Source organism: Streptomyces sp. NPDC048461 (assembly GCF_055587105.1).
The window spans coordinates 94,862-114,759 of the sequence record NZ_JBVJGW010000023.1 but is presented as its reverse complement, the minus strand read 5'-3'; the positions used below and the strand labels follow the sequence as shown (position 1 = coordinate 114,759).

The window sequence follows — 19,898 nt, the reverse complement described above, 5'->3', positions numbered from 1 at the left end:
CGCCGGGCCGGCGTACCGCCCGCGGGAAACGACACCGCCCCGCAGCCGTGGAGGCTGCGGGGCGGTGTGCCGTCACCGTTCGGGGTTCTGCGGGAACAGCGGCGGGTCCGGGGGCTTGACCGTCGGATCCGGCGACTTCGTGGTGCTCTTCGTCGGATCCGGCGACTTCGTGGTGCTCTTCGTCGGGTCCGGCGACTTGGTGGCGCTCTTCGACGGGCTCGGGCTGCTCGCCGGCGCGCTGCTGCTGGGCGAGGGCGACGGGCTGGCGGACGGACTCGGCGTGGGCGACGGGGAGGCGCTGCGGGACGGCGCCTGGGGGGCGCCCATCTCGGCCTCCGACACGTCGAACTCGCCGGTCTTGGCGCCCTTGAGCGCGGCCAGCGTGTACGTCTTCCAGATCTCGGCGGGGAAGCTGGAGCCGCCCGCGCGGCCGCCGCCGGCGGTGCCGGTCAGGGTGACCTGCTTGTGGCTGCCCGGCTCCTCGCCGAACATCGCGACGACGGTGACGAGTTCGGGGGTGTAGCCGGTGAACCAGCCGGCCACGTTGGACTCGGTGGTGCCGGTCTTGCCGGCCGCCTCGTAGGCGCTGCTGCGGACCTTGTTGCCGGAGCCGCCCTCGTCGTTGACCACGCCGGTGAGCACCTTGGTGACGGTGTCGGCGGTCTGGCGGCTGACGGCCTGGCTGCCGACCGCCGGTTCGGGCTTGTACTCGCGGTCCTTGTGCTCGGCGGTCTTGATGATGGTCGGCGTGATCTTCTTGCCGTGGTTGTCGAGGGTGGCGTAGACGGCGGCCATCTCGACGGTGTTCGCGCTCATCGTGCCTAGCGCCATGGCCGGCTTGTCCTCGGGCCAGCCCTTGCGGTCCTGCATGCCGAGGGCGAGGGCCGTCTTCTTCACGTTGACGGGCTTCACGTCGACGATCATCTGCGCGTAGACGGAGTTCACCGAGTAGTTGGTGGCCTCCTGGACGGTGATCTCCTTGCCGTAGTCCTTGTCGTCCTGGTTCTGCGGGTTGAACGGGATCTTGCTGCCGACGACCGGGCGCTTGCTGGTGCCGTCGTAGAAGGTGTTCGGGGTGATCGGCTTGCCGGACTGGGTGGTAGCGCCGGTCTCCAGGGCGGAGGCCAGCACGACCGGCTTGAAGGTCGACCCCGGCTGGTAGTCCTCGCGCAGGGCGTTGCTCCGGTCCTTGTCCGCCAGTCCGGTGCCGCCGTACATCGCGACGATCGCTCCGGTCTTGGGGTCCACGGAGGTGGCGCCGGCCTGGACGCTCTGGTCCTGGGGGCGGTTCTTGGTGTCCTTGCGGTCGAGCTTGGACTCCAGCTCCTCGTTGACCGCGTTCTCCAGCGCTTCCTGCTTCTTCTTGTCGATGTTGAGGGTGATCTCCCAGCCGCCGGCCGCGATCTCGGCGTCGGAGATGTCCTGCCGGTTCATCTCGGCCTCGGCCGCCTGGACCAGGTAGCCCTTCTGGCCGTCCATGCCCGGGGTGGGCCTGGGCTTGATGGGCTCCTGGAAGACCACCGTCTTGCGCTTGGCCTCGTCCAGCTTGCCCATCTCGACCATGTTGTCGAGGACGGCGTTGAAGCGGATCATGACCAGCTCCTTGCCGTTCGGACCGGCGGTCGCCCAGTCGTACTGGCTGGGGGCCTGGATGACGGCGGCGAGGTAGGCGCCCTGCTCCAGCGTCAGCTTGTCGGCGTCGACGCCGTAGTAGGCCTGGGCCGCGGCCTGGATGCCGTAGGCGTTGCGGCCGTAGAAGTTGGTGTTCAGGTAACCGGCGAGGATGTCGTTCTTCTCCAGGCGCTGGTCGACCTTGAGGGAGATCACGAGCTCGCGCAGCTTGCGCGTCGCCGACTGGTCCTGGGTCAGGTAGTAGTTCTTGACGTACTGCTGGGTGATCGTCGAGCCGCCGGCCTTGCCCTTGCCCGTGGCGGTGTTGAACAGACCGCGGGCCAGGCCCATCACGTCGATGCCGCGGTCCTGGTAGAAGGACTTGTTCTCGATGGCGATGAACGCGGTCCGGACGTCTTCCGGGATCTTGTCGATCGGCACGATCGAGCGGTTCGTCTCGCCGACGCGGGCCATGACCGTTCCGTCGGACCACTTGTAGGTGTTGCTCTGCTGAACGGCCAGCTTGTTCGGGTCCGAGGGCTCGTCCACCGAGAAGTAGAGGACGACCGCCGCGGTCATCAGGAGCAGGATCCCCCCGAGGATGGTGCCGAGGATCTTCTTCCAGGTGAAGAACCGGCGTATGCCACTGCGCTTGCCGGCGCTCCCCTTGCCCTCGTCGCGTCCGCTCGGCGCGCGCCGCGCACCGCGCTGCTGCTGCGCCTTACGCACTTCTGCTCGGCCCATCGCTCCCGCTCCGCTCGATTACCCCCCCGACGTCAGCTCACGAAGCTAACACCGCAGGCTGTGACAAAGGATGGTCAACTTTGGTCAATACCGGCCAATTCGGACGTGAGAATCAGCACCCACACCAGTGGAACCGACGCACGTGGGGCCCGAAGGGTTGCCGTAGGACAGAAAAGTGATATCACTTTGCTAGGCGGTCCACGGGGCGGCCACCAAGCGAAACGGGGCAAACCATGACGAACGATGCCGTCACACCGGCAGGCGTACGGGAGTTCACCGCGCACAGCGTCGGCGGCGGCCTGGCCCTGCTGCTGGGCCTGGTGGGCGTGGTCGCGGGAGCCGGGCTGATCGCGGGCGGCGCCCTGGCCACGGCCGCCGCCGCGAAGGCGGCGCTGATAGCGGGCGGCATCCTGCTGACCCTCGCCTCGGTCATCGCGATGACCGGACTGAACACGATCTCGCCCGGCCAGGCCCGCGTGGTCCAGCTGTTCGGCCGCTACCGGGGCACGATCCGCACGGACGGACTGCGCTGGGTCAACCCGTTCACCTCGCGCCGGATGATCTCCACGCGGGCCCGGAACCACGAGACGGCCGTCCTGAAGGTCAACGACGCGTACGGCAACCCGATCGAGCTCGCGGCGGTCGTGGTGTGGCGGGTCGAGGACACCGCGCGGGCCGTCTTCGAGGTCGAGGACTTCACCGAGTTCGTCGAGACGCAGACCGAGGCCGCCGTCCGGCACATCGCCATCGAGTACCCCTACGACGCCCACGACGAGGCCGGCCTGTCGCTGCGCGGGAACGCCGAGGAGATCACCGAGAAGCTGGCGATCGAGCTGCACGCCCGCGTCGAGGCGGCCGGCGTGCACATCATCGAGTCCCGCTTCACGCACCTCGCGTACGCTCCGGAGATCGCCTCCGCGATGCTCCAGCGCCAGCAGGCGGGCGCGGTCGTGGCGGCCCGCAAGCAGATCGTGGAGGGGGCGGTGGGCATGGTCGAACTGGCCCTGACCCGCCTGCAGGAGGAGGACATCGTGGAGCTGGACGCGGAGCGCAAGGCCGCGATGGTCTCCAACCTGATGGTGATCCTCTGCGGGGACCGCGCCGCCCAGCCCGTGATCAACACGGGCACCCTCTACCAGTGACCCCGCCCGACGCCACGCCGCCCCCGGCCGACCCGGGCCCGGGGCCCGGGCGGCCGCCCGCGGGCCGGCAGGCGCGCAAGCAGGTGCTGTTGCGCCTCGACCCGCAGGTGTACGACGCGCTGGCCCGCTGGGCGGGCGACGAGCTGCGCAGCGCGAACGCCCAGATCGAGTTCCTCCTGCGCCGCGCCCTCTCCGAGGCCGGCCGCCTGCCCGCGGGTCCGGGCCCCCTCCCCCGCCGCGGCCGCCCGCCGAAGTCCGGCTCCGGCCCCGGCCCTGCCGGCGACTGAGACCGGCGGGCGGCCGGCTGCGGCAGGCCCGGTGCGGCGGCCCGGTGCGGCGGCCGGGCGTGCAGTCCACCCGACCCGCCGCACCGCCCGCAGCCGCACCGCCCGCACCCGCCTCGACCCGTACGGGATCGTGACGAACGTCGCCGACCTGCGAGGAAGGGCGTTTCCCGGCCAGCTATACCCACCACGTATACACCGGGGGTATACACCCCGTGTACAGTCCTCCGCATGTCCATCGGTCACACCCTGCTCGGCCTCCTGGAGGCCGGCCCGCGCCACGGCTACGACCTCAAGCGCGCCTTCGACGAGAAGTTCGGCCACGATCGCCCCCTCGCCTACGGACAGGTCTACTCGACCATGTCCCGCCTCCTGAAGAACGGCCTCGTCGAGGTCGACGGGATAGAGAGCGGCGGCGGTCCCGACCGCAAGCGGTACGCCATCACCGAGGCCGGCGTCACCGACGTCGAGGCCTGGCTCGCCCAGCCCGAGAAGCCCGAGCCGTACCTCCACTCGACCCTCTACACCAAGGTCGTCCTCGCCCTGCTCACCGGCCGCGGCGCCGCCGAGCTCCTGGACACCCAGCGCGCGGAACACCTGCGCCTGATGCGCATCCTGACCCAGCGCAAGCGCAAGGGCGACCTCGCCGACCAGCTGGTCTGCGACCACGCCCTGTTCCACCTCGAAGCGGACCTGCGGTGGCTGGAACTCACCGCCGCCCGCCTCGACCAGCTCTCCCGGGAGGTACGCCGATGACCCCGGCCGGCTCGCTCCTCGCGGCCACGGACCTGCGGAAGGCCTACGGACCCACCGCCGCGCTCGACGGCGCCGAGTTCTCCATCCACCCCGGCGAGGTCGTCGCCGTCATGGGCCCCTCCGGCTCGGGCAAGTCGACGCTGCTGCACTGCCTCGCCGGCATCGTCACGCCCGACTCCGGCTCCATCACGTACGCCGGACAGGAACTGTCCGCCATGAACGACGCCCGGCGCAGCGCCCTGCGCCGCAGCGAGTTCGGCTTCGTCTTCCAGTTCGGCCGGCTGGTGCCGGAGCTGACCTGCGTCGAGAACGTCGCCCTCCCGCTCCGCCTGACCGGCGTCAAGCGCAAGGAGGCCGAGGCCACCGCCCTGCACTGGATGGAGCGGCTCCAGGTCGAGGACCTCGGGGCCAAGCGCCCCGGCGAGGTCTCCGGCGGCCAGGGCCAGCGCGTCGCCGTGGCCCGCGCCCTGGTCACCCGGCCCCGGGTCGTCTTCGCCGACGAGCCGACCGGCGCCCTGGACTCCCTCAACGGCGAGCTCGTCATGCAGCTGCTGACCGAGGCCGCCCGCTCCGCCAACGCGGCGGTCGTCCTCGTCACGCACGAGACCCGCGTGGCCGCCTACTCCGACCGCGAGATCGTCGTGCGCGACGGCAGGTCCCGCGACATGGAGCGGATCGTATGAGCACGCTCCGCACCTGGACCCGCGATCTCGCCATGGGCGTCCGCTTCGCCTTCGGCGGCGGCCGCGAAGGCTGGACCCGCACCGCGCTCACCGGCATCGGCGTCGGCCTCGGCGTCGCACTGCTGCTCCTGACCACCGCGCTCCCCGGGGCACTGGCCGCCCGCAACGAGCGCGGCGACGCCCGCTCCACGCTGACCGCGCCCACCGCCGACGGCCCGCGCGCCGACAGCCTGCTCGTCGCGAACGGCAGCACGACGTACCGCGGCCTGGACGTCGACGGGTCCCTCGTCCTCGCCGAGGGGCCGCGGGCACCGGTCCCGCCGGGCCTGGAGCGGATCCCCGGCGTCGGCGAACTGGCCGTCTCCCCCGCCCTGGACGCACTGCTGCGCTCGGCGGACGGCAGGCTGCTGCGCGAGCGCCTCGACGGCAGGATCACCCAGGTCATCGCCGACGCCGGCCTGGTCGGCCCCGGCGAGCTCCTCTTCTACCTGGGCAGCGACAAACTGGCGCAGGCCGACCCCGCCGACCACCGCGTCCAGCGGGTCACCGGCTTCGCCAACACCATGGAGGCACCGAAGCTCGACCCGGTGCTGATGCTGCTGATCGTGCTGACGTTCGTCGCCCTCCTCACGCCCGTCGCCGTGTTCATCGCCGCCGCCGTCCGCTTCGGCGGGGAGCGGCGCGACCGGCGGCTCGCCGCGCTGCGGCTCGTGGGCGCCGACGGCCGCATGGTCCGCCGGATCGCCGCCGGCGAGGCCCTGGCCGGTTCCCTGCTCGGGCTGGTGCTCGGGTCCGGCTTCTTCGTGGTCGGCCGCCGGCTGGTCGGCGAGCTCACCGTGGAACAGCGCAGCGTCTTTCCGGCCGACCTCGACCCGACGTGGTGGCTGGCCGCGCTGGTCGCCGTGGCGGTGCCCGCCGCGGCCGTCGCCGTGACCCTGTTCGCGCTGCGCGGCGTCGTCATCGAACCGCTCGGCGTCGTGCGGACGGCCAAACCCCGCAAGCGGCGCGTCGGGTGGCGGCTGCTGATGCCCCTCGGCGGACTGGCCCTGCTCCTCCCGCTGATGGGCCGCGGCAACGACAGCGGCTACTTCAACGAGTGGCAGGTCACCGGCGGGGTCGTGCTGCTCCTCGTCGGGATCACCGCCCTGCTGCCCTGGCTGCTGGAACGGTTCGTCGGACGGCTGTCCGGCGGCCCGGTCTCCTGGCAGCTGGCCGTACGCCGGCTCCAGGTCGGCAGCGGCGCCGCGGCGCGGCTGGTCAACGGCATCGCGGTCGCCGTCGCCGGGGCCATCGCCCTCCAGATGCTGTTCAGCGGCGTCGAGGGCGGCTACACGAAGGACACCGGCGAGGACCCGGCGCGCGCCTCGGTCTCGATCCTGATGCACAGCGGCACCGAGTCCCGGGTGAACGACCTCGCCCGGGAGATCTCCGGTACGCCGGGCATCTCCACGACCGTGCCGCTGACCACCTTCGAGGCCGCGCACCAGGTCCCGGCGGCGGACCGGCAGATCCCCGTCACGGCCGGGACCTGCGAGGCGCTGCGCGAGGTGGCGGTGCTCGACTCCTGCGCGGACGGCGACGCGTTCGTCCTGACCGGCTCCCCCTCCCCGGACAGCGGCGCGTACGGGACCACGGCCGCGCCGGGCGACCGGCTCCACGCCGGCAACGTCATGGGCTACGACGACGGGGACCCGGACGCGGAGAAGGCCGTCCCGTGGACCCTCCCGGCCGCCGCCCGCACCGTCGCCAGCCGCCCGGACCCCCTCGGTCAGCTGCGCACGGGCCTGCTGGTGACGCCGGCCGCGGCGCCGAAGGGCGTGACAGTGGCCCGGTCGGCGCAGATCTTCGTCCAGCTCGACGACTCCGTACCGGACGCCCTGGACCGGGTCCGCACGGCCGCGTTCAAGGCGGACCCGTTCGCCACCGCGATGACCCTGAAGTCCACCCGGCAGGCCGGTCCGTACTCCACGATCCGCGTCGGGCTGTTCTTCGGCGCCGTCGGGGTGCTCGTCCTGATCGGCGCGAGCCTGCTGGTCTCGCAGCTGGAGCAGCTGCGAGAGCGCCGCAAACTGCTGTCCTCACTCGTCGCCTTCGGCACCAGGCGCTCCACCCTGAGCCTGTCGGTGCTGTGGCAGACGGCCCTGCCGATCGGCCTCGGCCTCGGCCTGGCGGCGGTGGTCGGCATCGGCCTCGGCGCGGTGCTGATGCGGATGGCGGGCCGGCCGGTCCGGGTGGACTGGGCCTCGGTCGCGGGCATGACCGGCGCCGGCGCGGGCGTGGTCGTCCTGGTCACCCTGCTCAGCCTGCCGCCGCTGCTGCGCCTGATGCGCCCGGACGGCCTGCGGACGGAGTAGGCCTCCCGGGACCGCCGGACCGCGGGGCGGGCCGGTACGGGGACGGCCCTCAGCCGTCGGTGGGCCAGACCGGGAGGGGGCGTACGGCTTCGCGCAGGGCGGCGGCGATCGCCCGGAACTCCTCCTGGCGCGCCGTCCCGGTCCGCATCGCCAGCGCGATGCGCCGCGAGGGGGCCGGCTCGGCGAAGCAGCCGGTGGCCAGGTACTCGTTGCGGGCGGTCTCCAGCCGCAGCGCGGTGCGCGGCAACAGCGTCACGCCCAGTCCCCCGGCGACCAGTTGTACGAGCGTGGACAGTCCGGCCGCGGTGGTCGTGACGTCCGCGCCCGCCGTGCGGCCGGCCTCGCGGCAGATGTCGAGGGCCTGGTCGCGCAGGCAGTGCCCTTCGTCGAGCAACAGCAGCTGGAGCCCCCGCAGTTCCTCGCGCGGGATGTCCCGGCGCCCGGCCAGCGGGTGCTCCCGCGGTGCGAGGAGGACGAAGTCCTCGTCGAACACGGGCAGTTCGGTGACCCCGGGCACCCCGAGCGGGACCGCGAGCAGCAGCAGGTCGAGGCGGCCTCCGGCCAGCCCCTCCAGCAGCGTGGCGGTCTGCTCCTCGTGCACCTGGAGGTCCATCCGCGGGTAGCGCCGGTGGAACAGCCCGAGCACGGTCGGCAGCAGGTACGGGGCGACCGTGGGGATCACCCCGAGCCGCAGCACCCCGGTGAAGGGGGCCCGTACGGCCTCGGCCTCCTCCAGCAGCCCGCCCACGGCGTCCAGTACGCCGCGGGCCCGGGCGGCGATCCGCTCGCCGGCCGGGGACAGCAGCACCTTGCGGGTGGTCCGCTCCAGCAGCTGCACTCCGAGGGTCTCCTCCAGCGCGGAGACGGATCCGGACAGCGCGGGCTGGCTCATGCCGATGGCCGCCGCCGCGTCCCGGAAGTGCAGGTGCTCGGCGACCGCCGCGAAGGCGCGCAGCTGCGCCAGGGTCGGCTGTTTCACGCCCCTGTTACCGATAGCCACTGATAGGCACCTCCGATCACTCGACACAAGAGTAGCTATTTCCGTAATCAATGCAGCTGTGTCAGCATGTGAGATCCGTCCAACCCCCTGGGAAAGCCCCCAAAAGGGTCACTTCCCGATGCGCAAGGAGAGCACGTGCTCACTGTCGGCGACAAGTTCCCCACCTACGATCTGACCGCTTGCGTCTCGCTCGAGGCCGGCAGCGAGTTCACCCAGATCGACCACAAGACCTATGAGGGCAAGTGGCGCGTGGTGTTCTTCTGGCCGAAGGACTTCACCTTCGTCTGCCCGACCGAGATCGCCGCCTTCGGCAAGCTGAACGAGGAGTTCCTGGACCGCGACGCCCAGGTCCTCGGCGTCTCCGGCGACTCCGAGTTCGTGCACCACGCCTGGCGCAAGGACCACGCCGACCTGCGTGACCTGCCCTTCCCGATGCTGGCCGACTCCAAGCACGAGCTCATGCAGGCGTGCGGCGTCCAGGGCGAGGACGGCTTCGCCCAGCGCGCCGTCTTCATCGTCGACCAGAACAACGAGATCCAGTTCACGATGGTGACCGCCGGTTCCGTGGGCCGTAACCCCAAGGAGGTCCTGCGGGTCCTCGACGCCCTGCAGACCGACGAGCTGTGCCCCTGCAACTGGAACAAGGGCGAGGGCACCCTCGACGCCGGCTCGCTGCTGGCCGGTGAGTGACGGATGTCCCTCGACTCCCTCAAGTCCGCCATACCGGACTTCGCCAAGGACCTGAAGCTGAACCTCGGCTCGGTCATCGGCAACAGCGACCTGCCCGCCCAGCAGCTGTGGGGCACGGTCCTGTCCTGCGCGATCGCCGCCCGCTCCCCGCAGGTCCTGCGTGAGCTGGAGCCCGAGGCGAAGGCGAACCTGTCGCCGGAGGCGTACACGGCCGCCAAGTCCGCTGCCGCGATCATGGCGATGAACAACGTCTTCTACCGCACCCGTCACCTGCTCTCCGACCCGGAGTACGGCACGCTGCGGGCGGGCCTGCGGATGAACGTCATCGGCAACCCGGGCGTGGAGAAGGTCGACTTCGAGCTGTGGTCGCTCGCCGTCTCGGCCATCAACGGCTGCGGCCAGTGCCTTGACTCGCACGAGCAGGTCCTGCGCAAGGCCGGCGTCGACCGCGAGACGGTCCAGGAGGCCTTCAAGATCGCCTCGGTGATCCAGGCCGTCGCGGTCACCCTCGACGGGGAGGCGGCGCTGGCCGCCGCCACCGCCGCCGAGTAGGTCCGCACCGCACGACACAGCACCTCACGACGCAGTACCGCACGATGCGAGGGCCCCGCCGCCGATCCCGGCAGCGGGGTCCTTCGCGTGCGTGCGCTCACGGGCGGCGGTCAGCTCTTCAGCACGGCCATCAGGGCCCGTACGTCCTCGATCATGGCCGCCTTGATCGCGTCGTCGTCCGGCGGGGCGCCGTCCGGCCCCGTCGCCCAGTCCACCGAGAGGGTGAAGACCGCGCCGCCGTCCAGGACGTGGAGCTGTGGCCCCTGGTCCCCGACGGAGTCGGTGATCAGGGCCCGCTCGCCGATTCCGGCCACCTCTTCGTACCGCACGGCCCCGCGGCGCAGCTCCGGGGTGAGCCCCGGTCCGGCGGCGAACTCCGCCTCCGGGTCGGTCTTCCGGTGCAGCTCGACGAGGAGCTCGGCCCCGTACACCACGTCCCCGGCGTCGGCGTCCATCGCGGAGGACGTGTAGGAGCAGTACGCCCAGTCGCCCGCGGGGCCCTCACCCAGACTCGGCGCCGCCGGTCCGAGAGCCCCCGCGACCCGCGCCAGGGCGGACAACGGCGCCTCCCGGCACAGGTCCTGGCTCACGCGGTGCGCCAGCGGCGGCGGCCCCTCGCCACCACGGTCCTCCAGGCCCGGGACGGCGGCCCACACCGCGGAGGCGGCCACCGCCCCGCCCAGCGCCCACCACCAGGGCCGGCCCCGTACGGCCGCGGCCGTGCCCGCCCCGTACGGTCCGGCGGCGGCCTCCCGGGCGGCGCTGCCGCCGTCGTCCCACGTCCCGTCGATCTCGGGCTCCGATATCACGGCTCTCCCCCCGCGGTCGTCACGTCCGCAGCGCCGCCATCAGCGCCCGCACGTCCTTGGTCAGCGCCGCCTCCAGTGCCTTCCGGTCGGGCCGCGGATCGGCCTTCGCCCCGCCGTCCTGCCCTTCCTGCGGCGCGTCGACGTCCGGTGCGGGGCCGCCGATCCAGATCAGCCGGACGGTGAACACGGCGCCCCCGTCGCGCACTTTGAGGTGCACGTCGGAGCCTTCCCCGCGCGCGTTGATCAGCGCCCGTTCGCCGAGACCGGCCACCGGCTCCCAGGACATGCCCCCCTCCGGGGTGCCGAACATCCAGTCCTCCTGCCCCCCGGCGTCGAACTCGGCGTCCGGGTCGGTCTTCTTGTGGAGCTCGACCTCGGCCTGCAGCATGAAGTTGTCCGACCCCGCGGCTCCGCCGTCGGAGCGGTTGCAGGACGCCCAGTCGACGGCGGGGTGGCGGCTCTCCCGGTGCGGGCCCGTCGAGCTCGACAGGGTGGGCAGGACCGGGCGCAGCGCCTCCGCCGTGAACTGCTCGCACAGGTTGTCCGTGGCCCGGTAGCGCATCTCCGGCTGCGCCAGCCGGTCCCCGAAGGCGTACAGGCCGGCTCCCCACAGCACGGAGGTGGCCACCGCGGTCGCCGCGACCCACCCCCACGGCCGGCCGGGTCCCCGTCCGGGCGGCGGGTCGTGCTCCGCCGCTTCGGCCGGTCGTGCGGACTCCCATTCCCCGTCGAGCTCGGGCTCGCTGATCATTTCCCCGTCCCCCCTGCTTGCCGCTAGACCCGGCCGTCCGCCGGTTCGTCCGGTTCCCGGTCCACGGCCGTCGCCCCGTGCGGCCCGGGCCCCACGGGCGCCGCGCCGGCCAGCTGCTGGTCGCGCGAGTACGCCCTCAGGTACCCGACCGCCGTGTTGGTGACGGCGACCAGCGGTACGGCGACCACGGCCCCGCCGATGCCCGCGATCAGCCCGCCGGCCGCGACCGAGAGCACCACCGCGAGGGGGTGCACCCGTACCGCGCGGCCCAGGATGAAAGGCTGGAGGACGTGACCCTCGATCTGCTGCACCGCCAGGACCACGAGCAGGACCATGGCCGCGATGAACGGCCCCTGCGTCACCAGCGCCACGACCACCGCGAGGGCGCCCGAGATGACGGCGCCGACGAGCGGGATGAAGGCGAAGAGGAAGATGAAGACGGCGAGCGGCACGGCCATCGTCACGTCGAGGAAGTACAGCCCGAGGCCGATGAAGATGGCGTCGATGAGCGCGACGAGGACGGTGCCGCGGACGTACGCGGTCAGCGTGCGCCAGGCGCGCGGTCCGGCTCCGGCCACGCCGGGGCGGGCCGGTGCGGGGACGAGGCCGAGCGCCCAGGTCCAGATGCGCTTGCCGTCGTAGAGCAGGAAGAGCGTCGAGAACATCGCCAGCAGCATGCCCGTCAGGACCTCGACGAGCACCGTCACGCCCTGCAGCCCGGCGGTGGTGATCTCCTCGGTGTTGGTGCCGATGGTCTCGCTGAGGTTCTTCGCGATGTCGTTGATCTGCTTCTCGGTCACGTGGAACGGACTGTCCAGTGCCCACAGCTTGAGCTCGTTGATGCCGTCGCGGACCCGGTCGGAGAGGTCGTCGAGGTTGTCCATCACCTGCCAGACGACGAACCAGCCGACGAGCCCGATGACGACGAAGCCGAGGATCGCCGTGACGGCGGTGGCCAGGCCCCGGGGCAGGCCGAGGCGGCGCAGCCGGACCACGAAGGGCTGGAGCAGCGCCGTGACGAGGAGGGCCGCGGCGAAGGCCAGGACCACCAGGCGGACTTCGCTGATCACCTTCATCAGCACCCAGAGCATCCCGGCGAGGAGCAGCAGGCGCCAGCTGACCTCGGCGGCGACCCGCACGCCCCACGGGACCACGGTCACCGGGTCGGGACGTTCCGGGGCGGACCGCGCGACGGCGTGCCCGTGCGCCTCGGTGCGGGACGGGGCGGACGCGGCGGGGCGCGGCAGGTCGCCCCGGGTTTCGGCCTCCACCTCGGCGCGCCGCTCGTCGAGCGCCGCCTCCATCCGGTTCAGCCTGTTCCCGAGCCGGCCGAGCCAGCCTGCCCACTTCGACATGTCGTTCCTCTCCCCGCCCCACTGGTCACAGACATCCGACCGTACACGCGGGAAGCCCCGCACCGTAGGACGGTGCGGGGCTTCCCGGAGTCGGGCGGGGCCGGTGTCGGCGCCTAGTACCAGCCGTTGGCCTGGTGGAAGCTCCAGGCCTGGCAGGGGCCGCCGTAGCGGTCCTCCATGTAGTTCAGGCCCCACTTGATCTGCGTGGCGGGGTTGGTGCGCCAGTCGGCACCGGCCGAGGCCATCTTCGAGCCCGGGAGCGCCTGGACCAGACCGTACGCGCCCGAGGACGAGTTGACGGCCTTGTAGTTCCAGGTGGATTCCTGGTTGATGATCTTCGAGAAGCACTGGAACTGGCTCGCCGGGACCATCTGCTGTGCGATGGCCTTGACCTGGGCGACCGTGTACGAGCTCTGCGGCGCGAAGTCGCCGGCGTCGCGGGCGGCGGAGCGGCTGGCGACCTGCTCCTTCTCCTCGCGGTCCTTCTTGGCCTTGGCGTCGGCTTCGGCCTTCTTGTCCGCCTCGGCCTTCTCCGCTTCCGCCTTCTTGGTCTTGGCGGTCTCGGCGGCCTGGATCCGCGCCGATTCCTCGGCTGACCGCTTGGCGTCGGTGTCGGCGGCGTGGACGATGGCGTCGGCCTGCTGCGTCAGGGACGCGCTCTGGACCTGTGCCTGGTCGCCGACCGGGATGTCTGTGAGGAGAGTCGCGCCCGACGCGGTCGTCTCGAGATCGTTCGTGGTGGGGTCGCCCGCGGCGACTCCCACGACTGCGCCCACGGTGGTGACCGCCGTGGCCGATGCCACTGCGAACCCCCGGACCGAGATCCGACTCACATGGTGTCCTTCCAGCAGCGTCCGCAGGACCGGGCGGGCGCAAGAGTGCCCCTCGACACTGGCCTCCGTGGTGCATCGGTCGCTGGAGACGCTGGCCCGTGGGCAACTCCCTTGCGGGGGCTGCCGTGTGAATCCGGGCGGCATACGGCATCAAGTGTGGAGTTGTGGTGCTGCGCGTACCTCACGGGAGATACAGGTGTGCCGTATGCGGGGCCTGACGGAAACCAGACTCTGCCGGACCGCGGCGGCACAGGGCAATTCTCCACTGCGTGGGAAAGGTCACACCTGGCATGTCACCACTGTTTTCACCAAAGGGCTGTTCAGCGCGACGCCGCCCGGCTAGGCTCCTCGGCCTTTGCCGGACGGCGTCAACTCGCCTTCCCGCTATGGGGTTTTTGACCCTTCTCGTCGCCCTCCGGAGGTCAGAGGGTTTCGAGCATCTCGGTGACCAGCGCCGCGATCGGGGACCGCTCGGAACGCGTCAGCGTGATGTGCGCGAAGAGCGGATGCCCCTTCAGCTTCTCGACCACGGCGACCACTCCGTCGTACCGGCCGACCCTGAGGTTGTCCCGCTGGGCCACGTCGTGGGTGAGCACCACCCGCGAATTGGCTCCGATCCGGGACAGGACGGTCAGCAGGACGTTGCGCTCCAGCGACTGCGCCTCGTCCACGATCACGAAGGCGTCGTGCAGCGAGCGGCCGCGGATGTGGGTGAGCGGCAGGACCTCCAGCATCCCGCGGTTCAGCACCTCCTCGATGACCTCCCGCCCGGCCACGGCCGAGAGGGTGTCGAAGACCGCCTGCGCCCAGGGGCTCATCTTCTCGGACGCGTCCCCGGGCAGGTAGCCGAGCTCCTGCCCACCGACCGCGTACAGCGGCCGGAAGACCATCACCTTCTGATGCTGCCTCCGTTCCAGCACGGCCTCCAGGCCCGCGCAGAGCGCCAGTGCCGACTTTCCGGTGCCGGCCCGGCCGCCCATCGAGAGGATCCCGATCTCCGGGTCGAGGAGGAGGTCGAGCGCGATCCGCTGCTCGGCGCTGCGGCCGTGCAGCCCGAAGGCCTCGCGGTCGCCCCGTACGAGCTTCACGTTCCCGTCCGCCGTGACGCGGCCCAGCGCCTTCCCGCGCTCGGACTGGAGGACCAGCCCGGTGTGCACGGGCAGGTCCGCCGCCTCGGGGACGTAGAGCCGCTCCTCCGAGAAGAGGAGGTCCACCTGCTCCCCGGACAGGGCGAGTTCGCTCATCCCCGTCCATCCGGCGTCGGTGATCGCGAGCTCCGCGCGGTACTCCTCGGCGATCAGCCCCACGGAGGAGGCCTTGATGCGCAGCGGGAGATCCTTCGACACGACCGTGACGTCGAACCCCTCGGCCTGGAGGTTGCGGGCGACGGCGAGGATCCGCGAGTCGTTGTCCCCCAACCGGAAGCCGGCGGGCAGGACACTGGGGTCGGAGTGGTTGAGCTCGACGCGCAGGGTGCCGCCCAGATCGCCCAGCGGGATGGGTGCGTCGAGACGTCCGTACCGAACCCGGAAGTCGTCGAGCAGGCGGAGGGCCTGGCGCGCGAAGTAGCCGAGTTCGGGATGGTGCCTCTTTGCCTCCAGCTCGGTGATCACCACGATCGGGAGCACGACCTCGTGCTCGTCGAAGCGGGAGATCGCGTTGGGGTCTGCCAGCAGGACGCTGGTGTCGAGGACATAGGTCCGCCTGTCGGGCAGGCGGCGCTTCGTGCTGGTCACCACGGAAGGACGTACCCCCTCGGAAGAGGTCGGGCCATGAAGACCGGACCGGTCATCGGCACCCATGCCAGGGCCGATTTCCGGCCCTCCCGTCCGACCGTGCGAACCGCACGCGCGTCCTGGTGCAAAGGGCCTCCCGGGCGGACGACCCCATGCCGTCCGCTGAGACTCGACACCCGTGGATCGGGCATCGACCTGAAAGGGATATTCCCCGATCAGGCCAGGCCATGCCATGGCATATGACGGACGCTCGGTGAATCCCTGGTGAAGGCTTCGCGGGAAGCGCGTGTCGGGGTCGGGAATGCGCCGAGGGGGTGACGGCCGTCCCGGTGGGATCAGGTCCCGTACCGCCGGTGACGGGCGGCGTAGTCGCGCAGGGCCCGGAGGAAGTCGACCTTTCGGAAGGCCGGCCAGAAGACCTCGCAGAAGTAGTACTCCGAATGCGCGCTCTGCCAGAGCATGAATCCGGACAGCCGCTGCTCGCCGCTGGTGCGGATCACGAGGTCCGGGTCGGGCTGGCCGCGCGTGTAGAGGTGCTCGGCGATGTGGTCGATGTCCAGGATCTCGGCGAGCTGCTCGAAGGAGGTGCCCTTCTGCGCGTGCTCCAGGAGCAGCGAGCGGACCGCGTCGGCGATCTCCTGGCGGCCTCCGTAGCCGACGGCGACGTTGACCGTTATCCCGTTGACGTCGTGCGTGGCCTGCTCGGCCTCCTTGAGGACCGTCTGGGTCTGCCCGGGCAGGATGTCCAGGTTGCCGACGTGGTGGACGCGCCAGCGGCCGTCCGCGGCGAGGCCCCGCACGGTGTTCTCGATGATGTTGAGCAGGGGGCGGAGCTCGACCTCCGGCCGGTCCAGGTTGTCCGTGGAGAGCATCCACAGCGTGACGACCTCGACGTCCGTCTCCGTGCACCAGCCGAGCATCTCGGAGATCTTGTCGGCTCCGGCCTGGTGGCCCTGCTCCGTCGTGCCTCCGGACGCCTTCGCCCAGCGCCTGTTCCCGTCCAGGATGACGCCGATGTGCTTGGGCGCCGCGTCATGGTCGAGGCGGCCTTCCACCCGGCGTGCGTAGAGCCTGTACACCAGGTCGCGCAGCTTCACGATCTTCCAGCCCCTCCGTGCAATGCCCCCGTGCGAATTGCGGTCCCCCGAGTGCGCCACATTACTGCGAGGTGGGGAGGGGTACCCAACTCGGTCTGTCACAACTCCGTGATAGGGAGGACAACGTGACTGATACCAATCCCTATCGGGCAGAGCCCTCTCGCTACGACTCCATGGAGTACCGGCGCACCGGCCACAGCGGCCTCAAGCTCCCCGCCATCTCCCTCGGCCTCTGGCACAACTTCGGTGACGACAAGTCCCTGGAGTCCCAGCGGGCGATCCTGCGCCGGGCCTTCGACCTCGGCGTCACCCACTTCGACCTGGCCAACAACTACGGTCCGCCGCCCGGCTCGGCCGAGCTGAACTTCGGCAAGATCTTCGCGCAGGACTTCGCGTCCCTGCGCGAGGAGCTGGTGCTGTCGACGAAGGCCGGCTACCTGATGCACGCGGGTCCGTACGGGGAGTGGGGCAGCCGCAAGTACCTGCTCGGCTCCCTGGACGCCTCGCTGAAGCGGATGGGCGTCGACTACGTGGACGTCTTCTACTCGCACCGCTTCGACCCGGAGACCCCGCTGGAGGAGACCATGGGCGCCCTGGCGTCCGCGGTCTCGCAGGGCAAGGCGCTGTACGTCGGCGTCTCCTCCTACACCGCGGAGCAGACGGCCGAGGCGGCCCGGATCCTGCGCGGCATGGGGGTGCGGCCGCTGATCCACCAGCCCTCGTACTCCATGATCAACCGCTGGACGGAGGAGGACGGGCTGCTGGACACCCTGGAGGAGAACGGCATGGGCTGCATCTCCTTCGCGCCGCTGGCGCAGGGGCTGCTGACCGGCAAGTACCTCAAGGACATCCCGGAGGGCTCGCGGGCCACGCAGGGCAAGTCCCTCAACCCGGACCTGCTGTCCGACGACGTGGTGCGCCGGCTGAACGGGCTGAACGACATCGCGGCGCGGCGCGGTCAGTCGCTGGCGCAGCTGGCGCTGACGTGGGTGCTCCGGGACGAGCGCATGACCTCGGCCCTGATCGGGGCGTCGAGTGTGCGGCAGCTGGAGGAGAACGTGGCCGCGCTCGCCGGGGCGCCGCTCTCGGCGGCGGAGCTGGCGGAGATCGATTCCTTCGCGGTGTCCACCCCCGGCACCAACCTCTGGGCCCAGCGAGGCTGACCTGCGTCTTCGCCGGGGGCCGGGCCCCGGGGCGCGGAAAACAAAAAACGGGCCGGTCCGTGGGGGGGATACGGACCGGCCCGAGGGGGGGGTTCCACCATAACCCTTCGTAAAGCGTGATGCGTGCATTGCCGCGCCACGACTACGCTCCGAAACCGCCCAGCAGCAATCCGGTGAGAGCTCCGGCCGCCATGAAGGGTCCGAAGGCGAAGCCCTGCTTGCGGGTCGCGGAGCCCCGCAGGACAAGGGCGAGGCCGTACAGGGACCCGTAGAGGAAGCCCAGGAAGGCCCCGGCGGCCCATACCCCCCACCCGTACCACCCAAGAGCGACCCCCAGGGAGAGCGCCAGCTTGACGTCGCCGAAGCCCATCCCGGCGGGGTTCACCAGGAACAGCACCAGGTACGCCCCCGCGAGCGCGGCGCCGCCGAGCAGCGCGAGCCGCCAGGAGCCCGCGGCGCCGGGCAGCGCCGCGGCCGCCCCGAGCAGGGCCGCGGTCGCGGCGGCGAGCGGCAGGGTCAGTACGTCGGGCAGCCGGTGCACGGCCCGGTCGACGAGCGCGAGCAGCAGGGCGGCGGGCGCGAGCCCGACGAACGCCCACGCCTCGGGCCGCCACCCCGCGGCGGCCCCCGCCGCGGCGCACACGACCCCGCCCAGCACCGCGAGCGGAGCGCCCCGGCGCCCGTACCGGTGCGCCACGGCGACCGCGGCCGGGGCGGCCCCTCCCGGACCGGGCGCGGCGGGTCCGGCCGGGACGCCCGCGGGCTCCCCGGTCCGGCTCCGGCGCGGCGCGCAGCGGGCCGGACCGAGCCAGCCGTACAGCGGGTGCCCCTCGGGGCAGCGGTCCCGCCAGGGGTCCCCCGGGCCGACGGAGAGGCGGTACGCGGCGCGCGGCAGCAACAGCCCCGCGACCAGCCCGTACGCGGCGGCAAGCACGATCACGACCACACCCATCCGCCGAACGGTAGGGCCGCCCGCCCCGACCCGCCAGAGCGCACCCGCCTCCGGCCCCGCTGGCGCGTGAGGCCCGCACCCGCAACCGGGACGGGACCCCCGGACGGGACCCGCACCCTTGGACGGAACCGCGACCACCTAAGGTGCCGCCATGGCGACTTGGCACGACGGCACGGCCACGCTCCGGGTCGGAGACGCGGCGGTCCCCCTGGAGATCGCCGCCTCCTACCGGGCCCGCACCCGCGGCCTGCTGGGGCGGGACGGCGTCGAGGGGGCGCTGCTGCTGACCCCGGCGGCGAGCGTGCACACGTTCCGGATGCGGTTCCCGATCGACGTGGCCCACCTGGACCGGCACCTGCGGGTGCTCGCGGTGGTCACGATGCGCCCCGGCCGGCTCGGGCTGCCCCGGCTGCGCTCCCGGCACGTGCTGGAGGCGGCGGCGGGGGCGATGGCCGGCTGGGGGCTGGCGGTCGGTACCACCGTGAAGGTGGACGTACCCGGGCGTCTCACGCCCGGGTAGGCGCTGATCCGGCGCGGCGGTAGGTTGGGGCGGTTGAGCTGGGGTGGCAGGGGAGCGGCATGACGGAGAACGCGCGGATCAAGGCGCTGGAGCAGATCATGCCGGCGACGCACGGCGCCGACGAGGACATCGACTGGCCGGCGGCCGAGGCGGTGTGGGGTACCCGGTTCCCGGCGGACTTCATCGCCTTCATGGGCCGCTACGGCGCCGGCTCGATCAACGGCGAGGCCAGCATCCTGCTGCCGCTGCCCAAGCCGGGGCTCCAGTGGGATCCCGCCCAGATGGCGGAGGAGACCGGCAACGCCCGGCAGGTCTGGGAGGCCGAGGGCGGCCGGGCCGCCTTCGACGTGGACCCGGAGGCGATCGTCGCCTGGGGCGTGACCGGCGGGTCCGACATCCTGTGCTGGCTGACCTCGGACCCCGACCCGAACCGGTGGCCGGTCCTGGTGTGCGGGCGGCACACGGCCGATTCCTTCGCCGTGTATCCGTACGGCATGGCCGAGTTCCTCTACCGGCTCTGCTCGGACGAGTTCGACGTGAGCCCCGTCAGCATCACCTTCTGGGACGGCGGCCACCTCAGCTTCGTGCACTGGAGGAAGGCCCAGCGCCGGTGGCAGGAGGGCCGCAACCCGGAGACGGGCGAGCCCGACCCGTACGCCGGCGAGTTCGCCGACTGAGCCGCTGAGCTACTGAGCTACTGAGCTACTGAGCTAACGCTCCCCCGCCCGACAGCCCGTTCCGTGACAGGAAACGGGCTTTTCGGCATGTCTACGCGCGTCCGAATTGTTGATCACATATCGGAAAACACCAGTCGGAAAAGCCCCAGTTGGAGCATTGACCACAAAGACGCCCCCAATGGAATCAAC

19 protein-coding genes are annotated in these 19,898 nt (G+C 71.6%); 10 read left to right on the top strand and 9 right to left on the bottom strand.

From position 1 onward, the window contains the following. Positions 1 to 72: 72 nt before the first annotated feature. A complete protein-coding gene (locus ACZ6S8_RS30920) occupies positions 73 to 2,355 on the bottom strand; it encodes a transglycosylase domain-containing protein (protein ID WP_469460724.1) in 2,283 nt (760 codons plus the stop codon). A 233-nt stretch (positions 2,356 to 2,588) separates the two neighbouring features. Here ACZ6S8_RS30920 and ACZ6S8_RS30915 point away from each other — a divergent pair, with 233 nt between their 5' ends. The 5 genes from ACZ6S8_RS30915 (at position 2,589) to ACZ6S8_RS30895 (ending at position 7,574) form a co-directional block, all read left to right on the top strand. After that, positions 2,589 to 3,497, top strand: a complete 909-nt coding sequence (locus tag ACZ6S8_RS30915; RefSeq protein ID WP_469460723.1) for an SPFH domain-containing protein — start codon at positions 2,589 to 2,591, stop codon at positions 3,495 to 3,497. Further along, positions 3,494 to 3,784 (top strand): type II toxin-antitoxin system antitoxin, encoded by a 291-nt coding sequence (locus ACZ6S8_RS30910; protein WP_469460722.1) that lies wholly within the window; start codon positions 3,494 to 3,496, stop codon positions 3,782 to 3,784. The genes ACZ6S8_RS30915 and ACZ6S8_RS30910 overlap by 4 nt, the downstream gene beginning before the upstream one ends. 228 nt (positions 3,785 to 4,012) lie before the next feature. Next, positions 4,013 to 4,537 (top strand): PadR family transcriptional regulator, encoded by a 525-nt coding sequence (locus tag ACZ6S8_RS30905; protein ID WP_469460721.1) that lies wholly within the window; start codon positions 4,013 to 4,015, stop codon positions 4,535 to 4,537. Next, positions 4,534 to 5,220, top strand: a complete 687-nt coding sequence (locus ACZ6S8_RS30900) for an ABC transporter ATP-binding protein (RefSeq protein ID WP_469460720.1) — start codon at positions 4,534 to 4,536, stop codon at positions 5,218 to 5,220. Before ACZ6S8_RS30905 ends, ACZ6S8_RS30900 begins: the two co-directional genes overlap by 4 nt. Further along, the gene (locus ACZ6S8_RS30895; protein WP_469460719.1) at positions 5,217 to 7,574 is read left to right on the top strand and encodes an ABC transporter permease; all 2,358 of its coding nucleotides are present in this window, start codon (positions 5,217 to 5,219) and stop codon (positions 7,572 to 7,574) included. The genes ACZ6S8_RS30900 and ACZ6S8_RS30895 overlap by 4 nt, the downstream gene beginning before the upstream one ends. 49 nt (positions 7,575 to 7,623) lie before the next feature. Here the strand turns inward: ACZ6S8_RS30895 and ACZ6S8_RS30890 are convergent, their stop codons facing one another. After that, positions 7,624 to 8,574 (bottom strand): hydrogen peroxide-inducible genes activator, encoded by a 951-nt coding sequence (locus tag ACZ6S8_RS30890; protein ID WP_469460718.1) that lies wholly within the window; start codon positions 8,572 to 8,574, stop codon positions 7,624 to 7,626. A gap of 135 nt (positions 8,575 to 8,709) precedes the next feature. On the opposite strand from ACZ6S8_RS30890, the gene ACZ6S8_RS30885 reads away from it, so the two are divergent. Together ACZ6S8_RS30885 and ACZ6S8_RS30880 are read left to right on the top strand one after the other, a co-directional pair. Continuing rightward, on the top strand, positions 8,710 to 9,264 hold the full coding sequence (locus tag ACZ6S8_RS30885) for a peroxiredoxin (RefSeq protein WP_469460717.1): 555 nt from the start codon (positions 8,710 to 8,712) through the stop codon (positions 9,262 to 9,264). Between the two features lie 3 nt (positions 9,265 to 9,267). Further along, a complete protein-coding gene (locus ACZ6S8_RS30880) occupies positions 9,268 to 9,816 on the top strand; it encodes an alkyl hydroperoxide reductase (protein ID WP_469460716.1) in 549 nt (182 codons plus the stop codon). 110 nt (positions 9,817 to 9,926) lie between these two features. Here ACZ6S8_RS30880 and ACZ6S8_RS30875 read toward each other — a convergent pair whose 3' ends face one another. From ACZ6S8_RS30875 to ACZ6S8_RS30850, 6 genes are all read right to left on the bottom strand, one after another. Further along, a complete protein-coding gene (locus tag ACZ6S8_RS30875) occupies positions 9,927 to 10,625 on the bottom strand; it encodes a hypothetical protein (protein ID WP_469460715.1) in 699 nt (232 codons plus the stop codon). Positions 10,626 to 10,644: 19 nt separating this feature from the next. Beyond that, positions 10,645 to 11,376 (bottom strand): hypothetical protein, encoded by a 732-nt coding sequence (locus tag ACZ6S8_RS30870; RefSeq protein WP_469460714.1) that lies wholly within the window; start codon positions 11,374 to 11,376, stop codon positions 10,645 to 10,647. A 23-nt stretch (positions 11,377 to 11,399) separates the two neighbouring features. Further along, positions 11,400 to 12,731: an AI-2E family transporter gene (locus ACZ6S8_RS30865; protein ID WP_469460713.1), complete on the bottom strand. Its 1,332-nt coding sequence runs from the start codon at positions 12,729 to 12,731 to the stop codon at positions 11,400 to 11,402. 113 nt (positions 12,732 to 12,844) lie between these two features. Further along, positions 12,845 to 13,564, bottom strand: a complete 720-nt coding sequence (locus ACZ6S8_RS30860; RefSeq protein WP_469460712.1) for a lytic transglycosylase domain-containing protein — start codon at positions 13,562 to 13,564, stop codon at positions 12,845 to 12,847. 422 nt (positions 13,565 to 13,986) lie between these two features. Then, on the bottom strand, positions 13,987 to 15,303 hold the full coding sequence (locus ACZ6S8_RS30855; protein ID WP_469460711.1) for a PhoH family protein: 1,317 nt from the start codon (positions 15,301 to 15,303) through the stop codon (positions 13,987 to 13,989). 332 nt (positions 15,304 to 15,635) lie between these two features. Continuing rightward, positions 15,636 to 16,397 carry an isoprenyl transferase gene (locus ACZ6S8_RS30850; protein WP_267718261.1) on the bottom strand — a complete coding sequence of 254 codons (762 nt, stop codon included), beginning with the start codon at positions 16,395 to 16,397 and terminating at the stop codon, positions 15,636 to 15,638. A gap of 125 nt (positions 16,398 to 16,522) precedes the next feature. Here ACZ6S8_RS30850 and mgrA point away from each other — a divergent pair, with 125 nt between their 5' ends. Further along, complete coding sequence (gene mgrA / locus ACZ6S8_RS30845) at positions 16,523 to 17,560, top strand: L-glyceraldehyde 3-phosphate reductase (protein ID WP_469460710.1); 1,038 nt, start codon at positions 16,523 to 16,525, stop codon at positions 17,558 to 17,560. Positions 17,561 to 17,702: 142 nt separating this feature from the next. On the opposite strand, the gene ACZ6S8_RS30840 is transcribed toward mgrA, so the two are convergent. Next, entirely contained in the window at positions 17,703 to 18,512 is an 810-nt protein-coding gene (locus ACZ6S8_RS30840) for a prepilin peptidase (RefSeq protein ID WP_469460709.1), read from the bottom strand. A 151-nt stretch (positions 18,513 to 18,663) separates the two neighbouring features. Here ACZ6S8_RS30840 and ACZ6S8_RS30835 point away from each other — a divergent pair, with 151 nt between their 5' ends. Beyond that, positions 18,664 to 19,032 (top strand): DUF192 domain-containing protein, encoded by a 369-nt coding sequence (locus ACZ6S8_RS30835; RefSeq protein ID WP_469460708.1) that lies wholly within the window; start codon positions 18,664 to 18,666, stop codon positions 19,030 to 19,032. Between the two features lie 59 nt (positions 19,033 to 19,091). Continuing rightward, positions 19,092 to 19,709, top strand: coding sequence for an SMI1/KNR4 family protein (locus tag ACZ6S8_RS30830; RefSeq protein ID WP_469460707.1), 618 nt, complete (start codon positions 19,092 to 19,094; stop codon positions 19,707 to 19,709). Positions 19,710 to 19,898 lie beyond the last annotated feature (189 nt).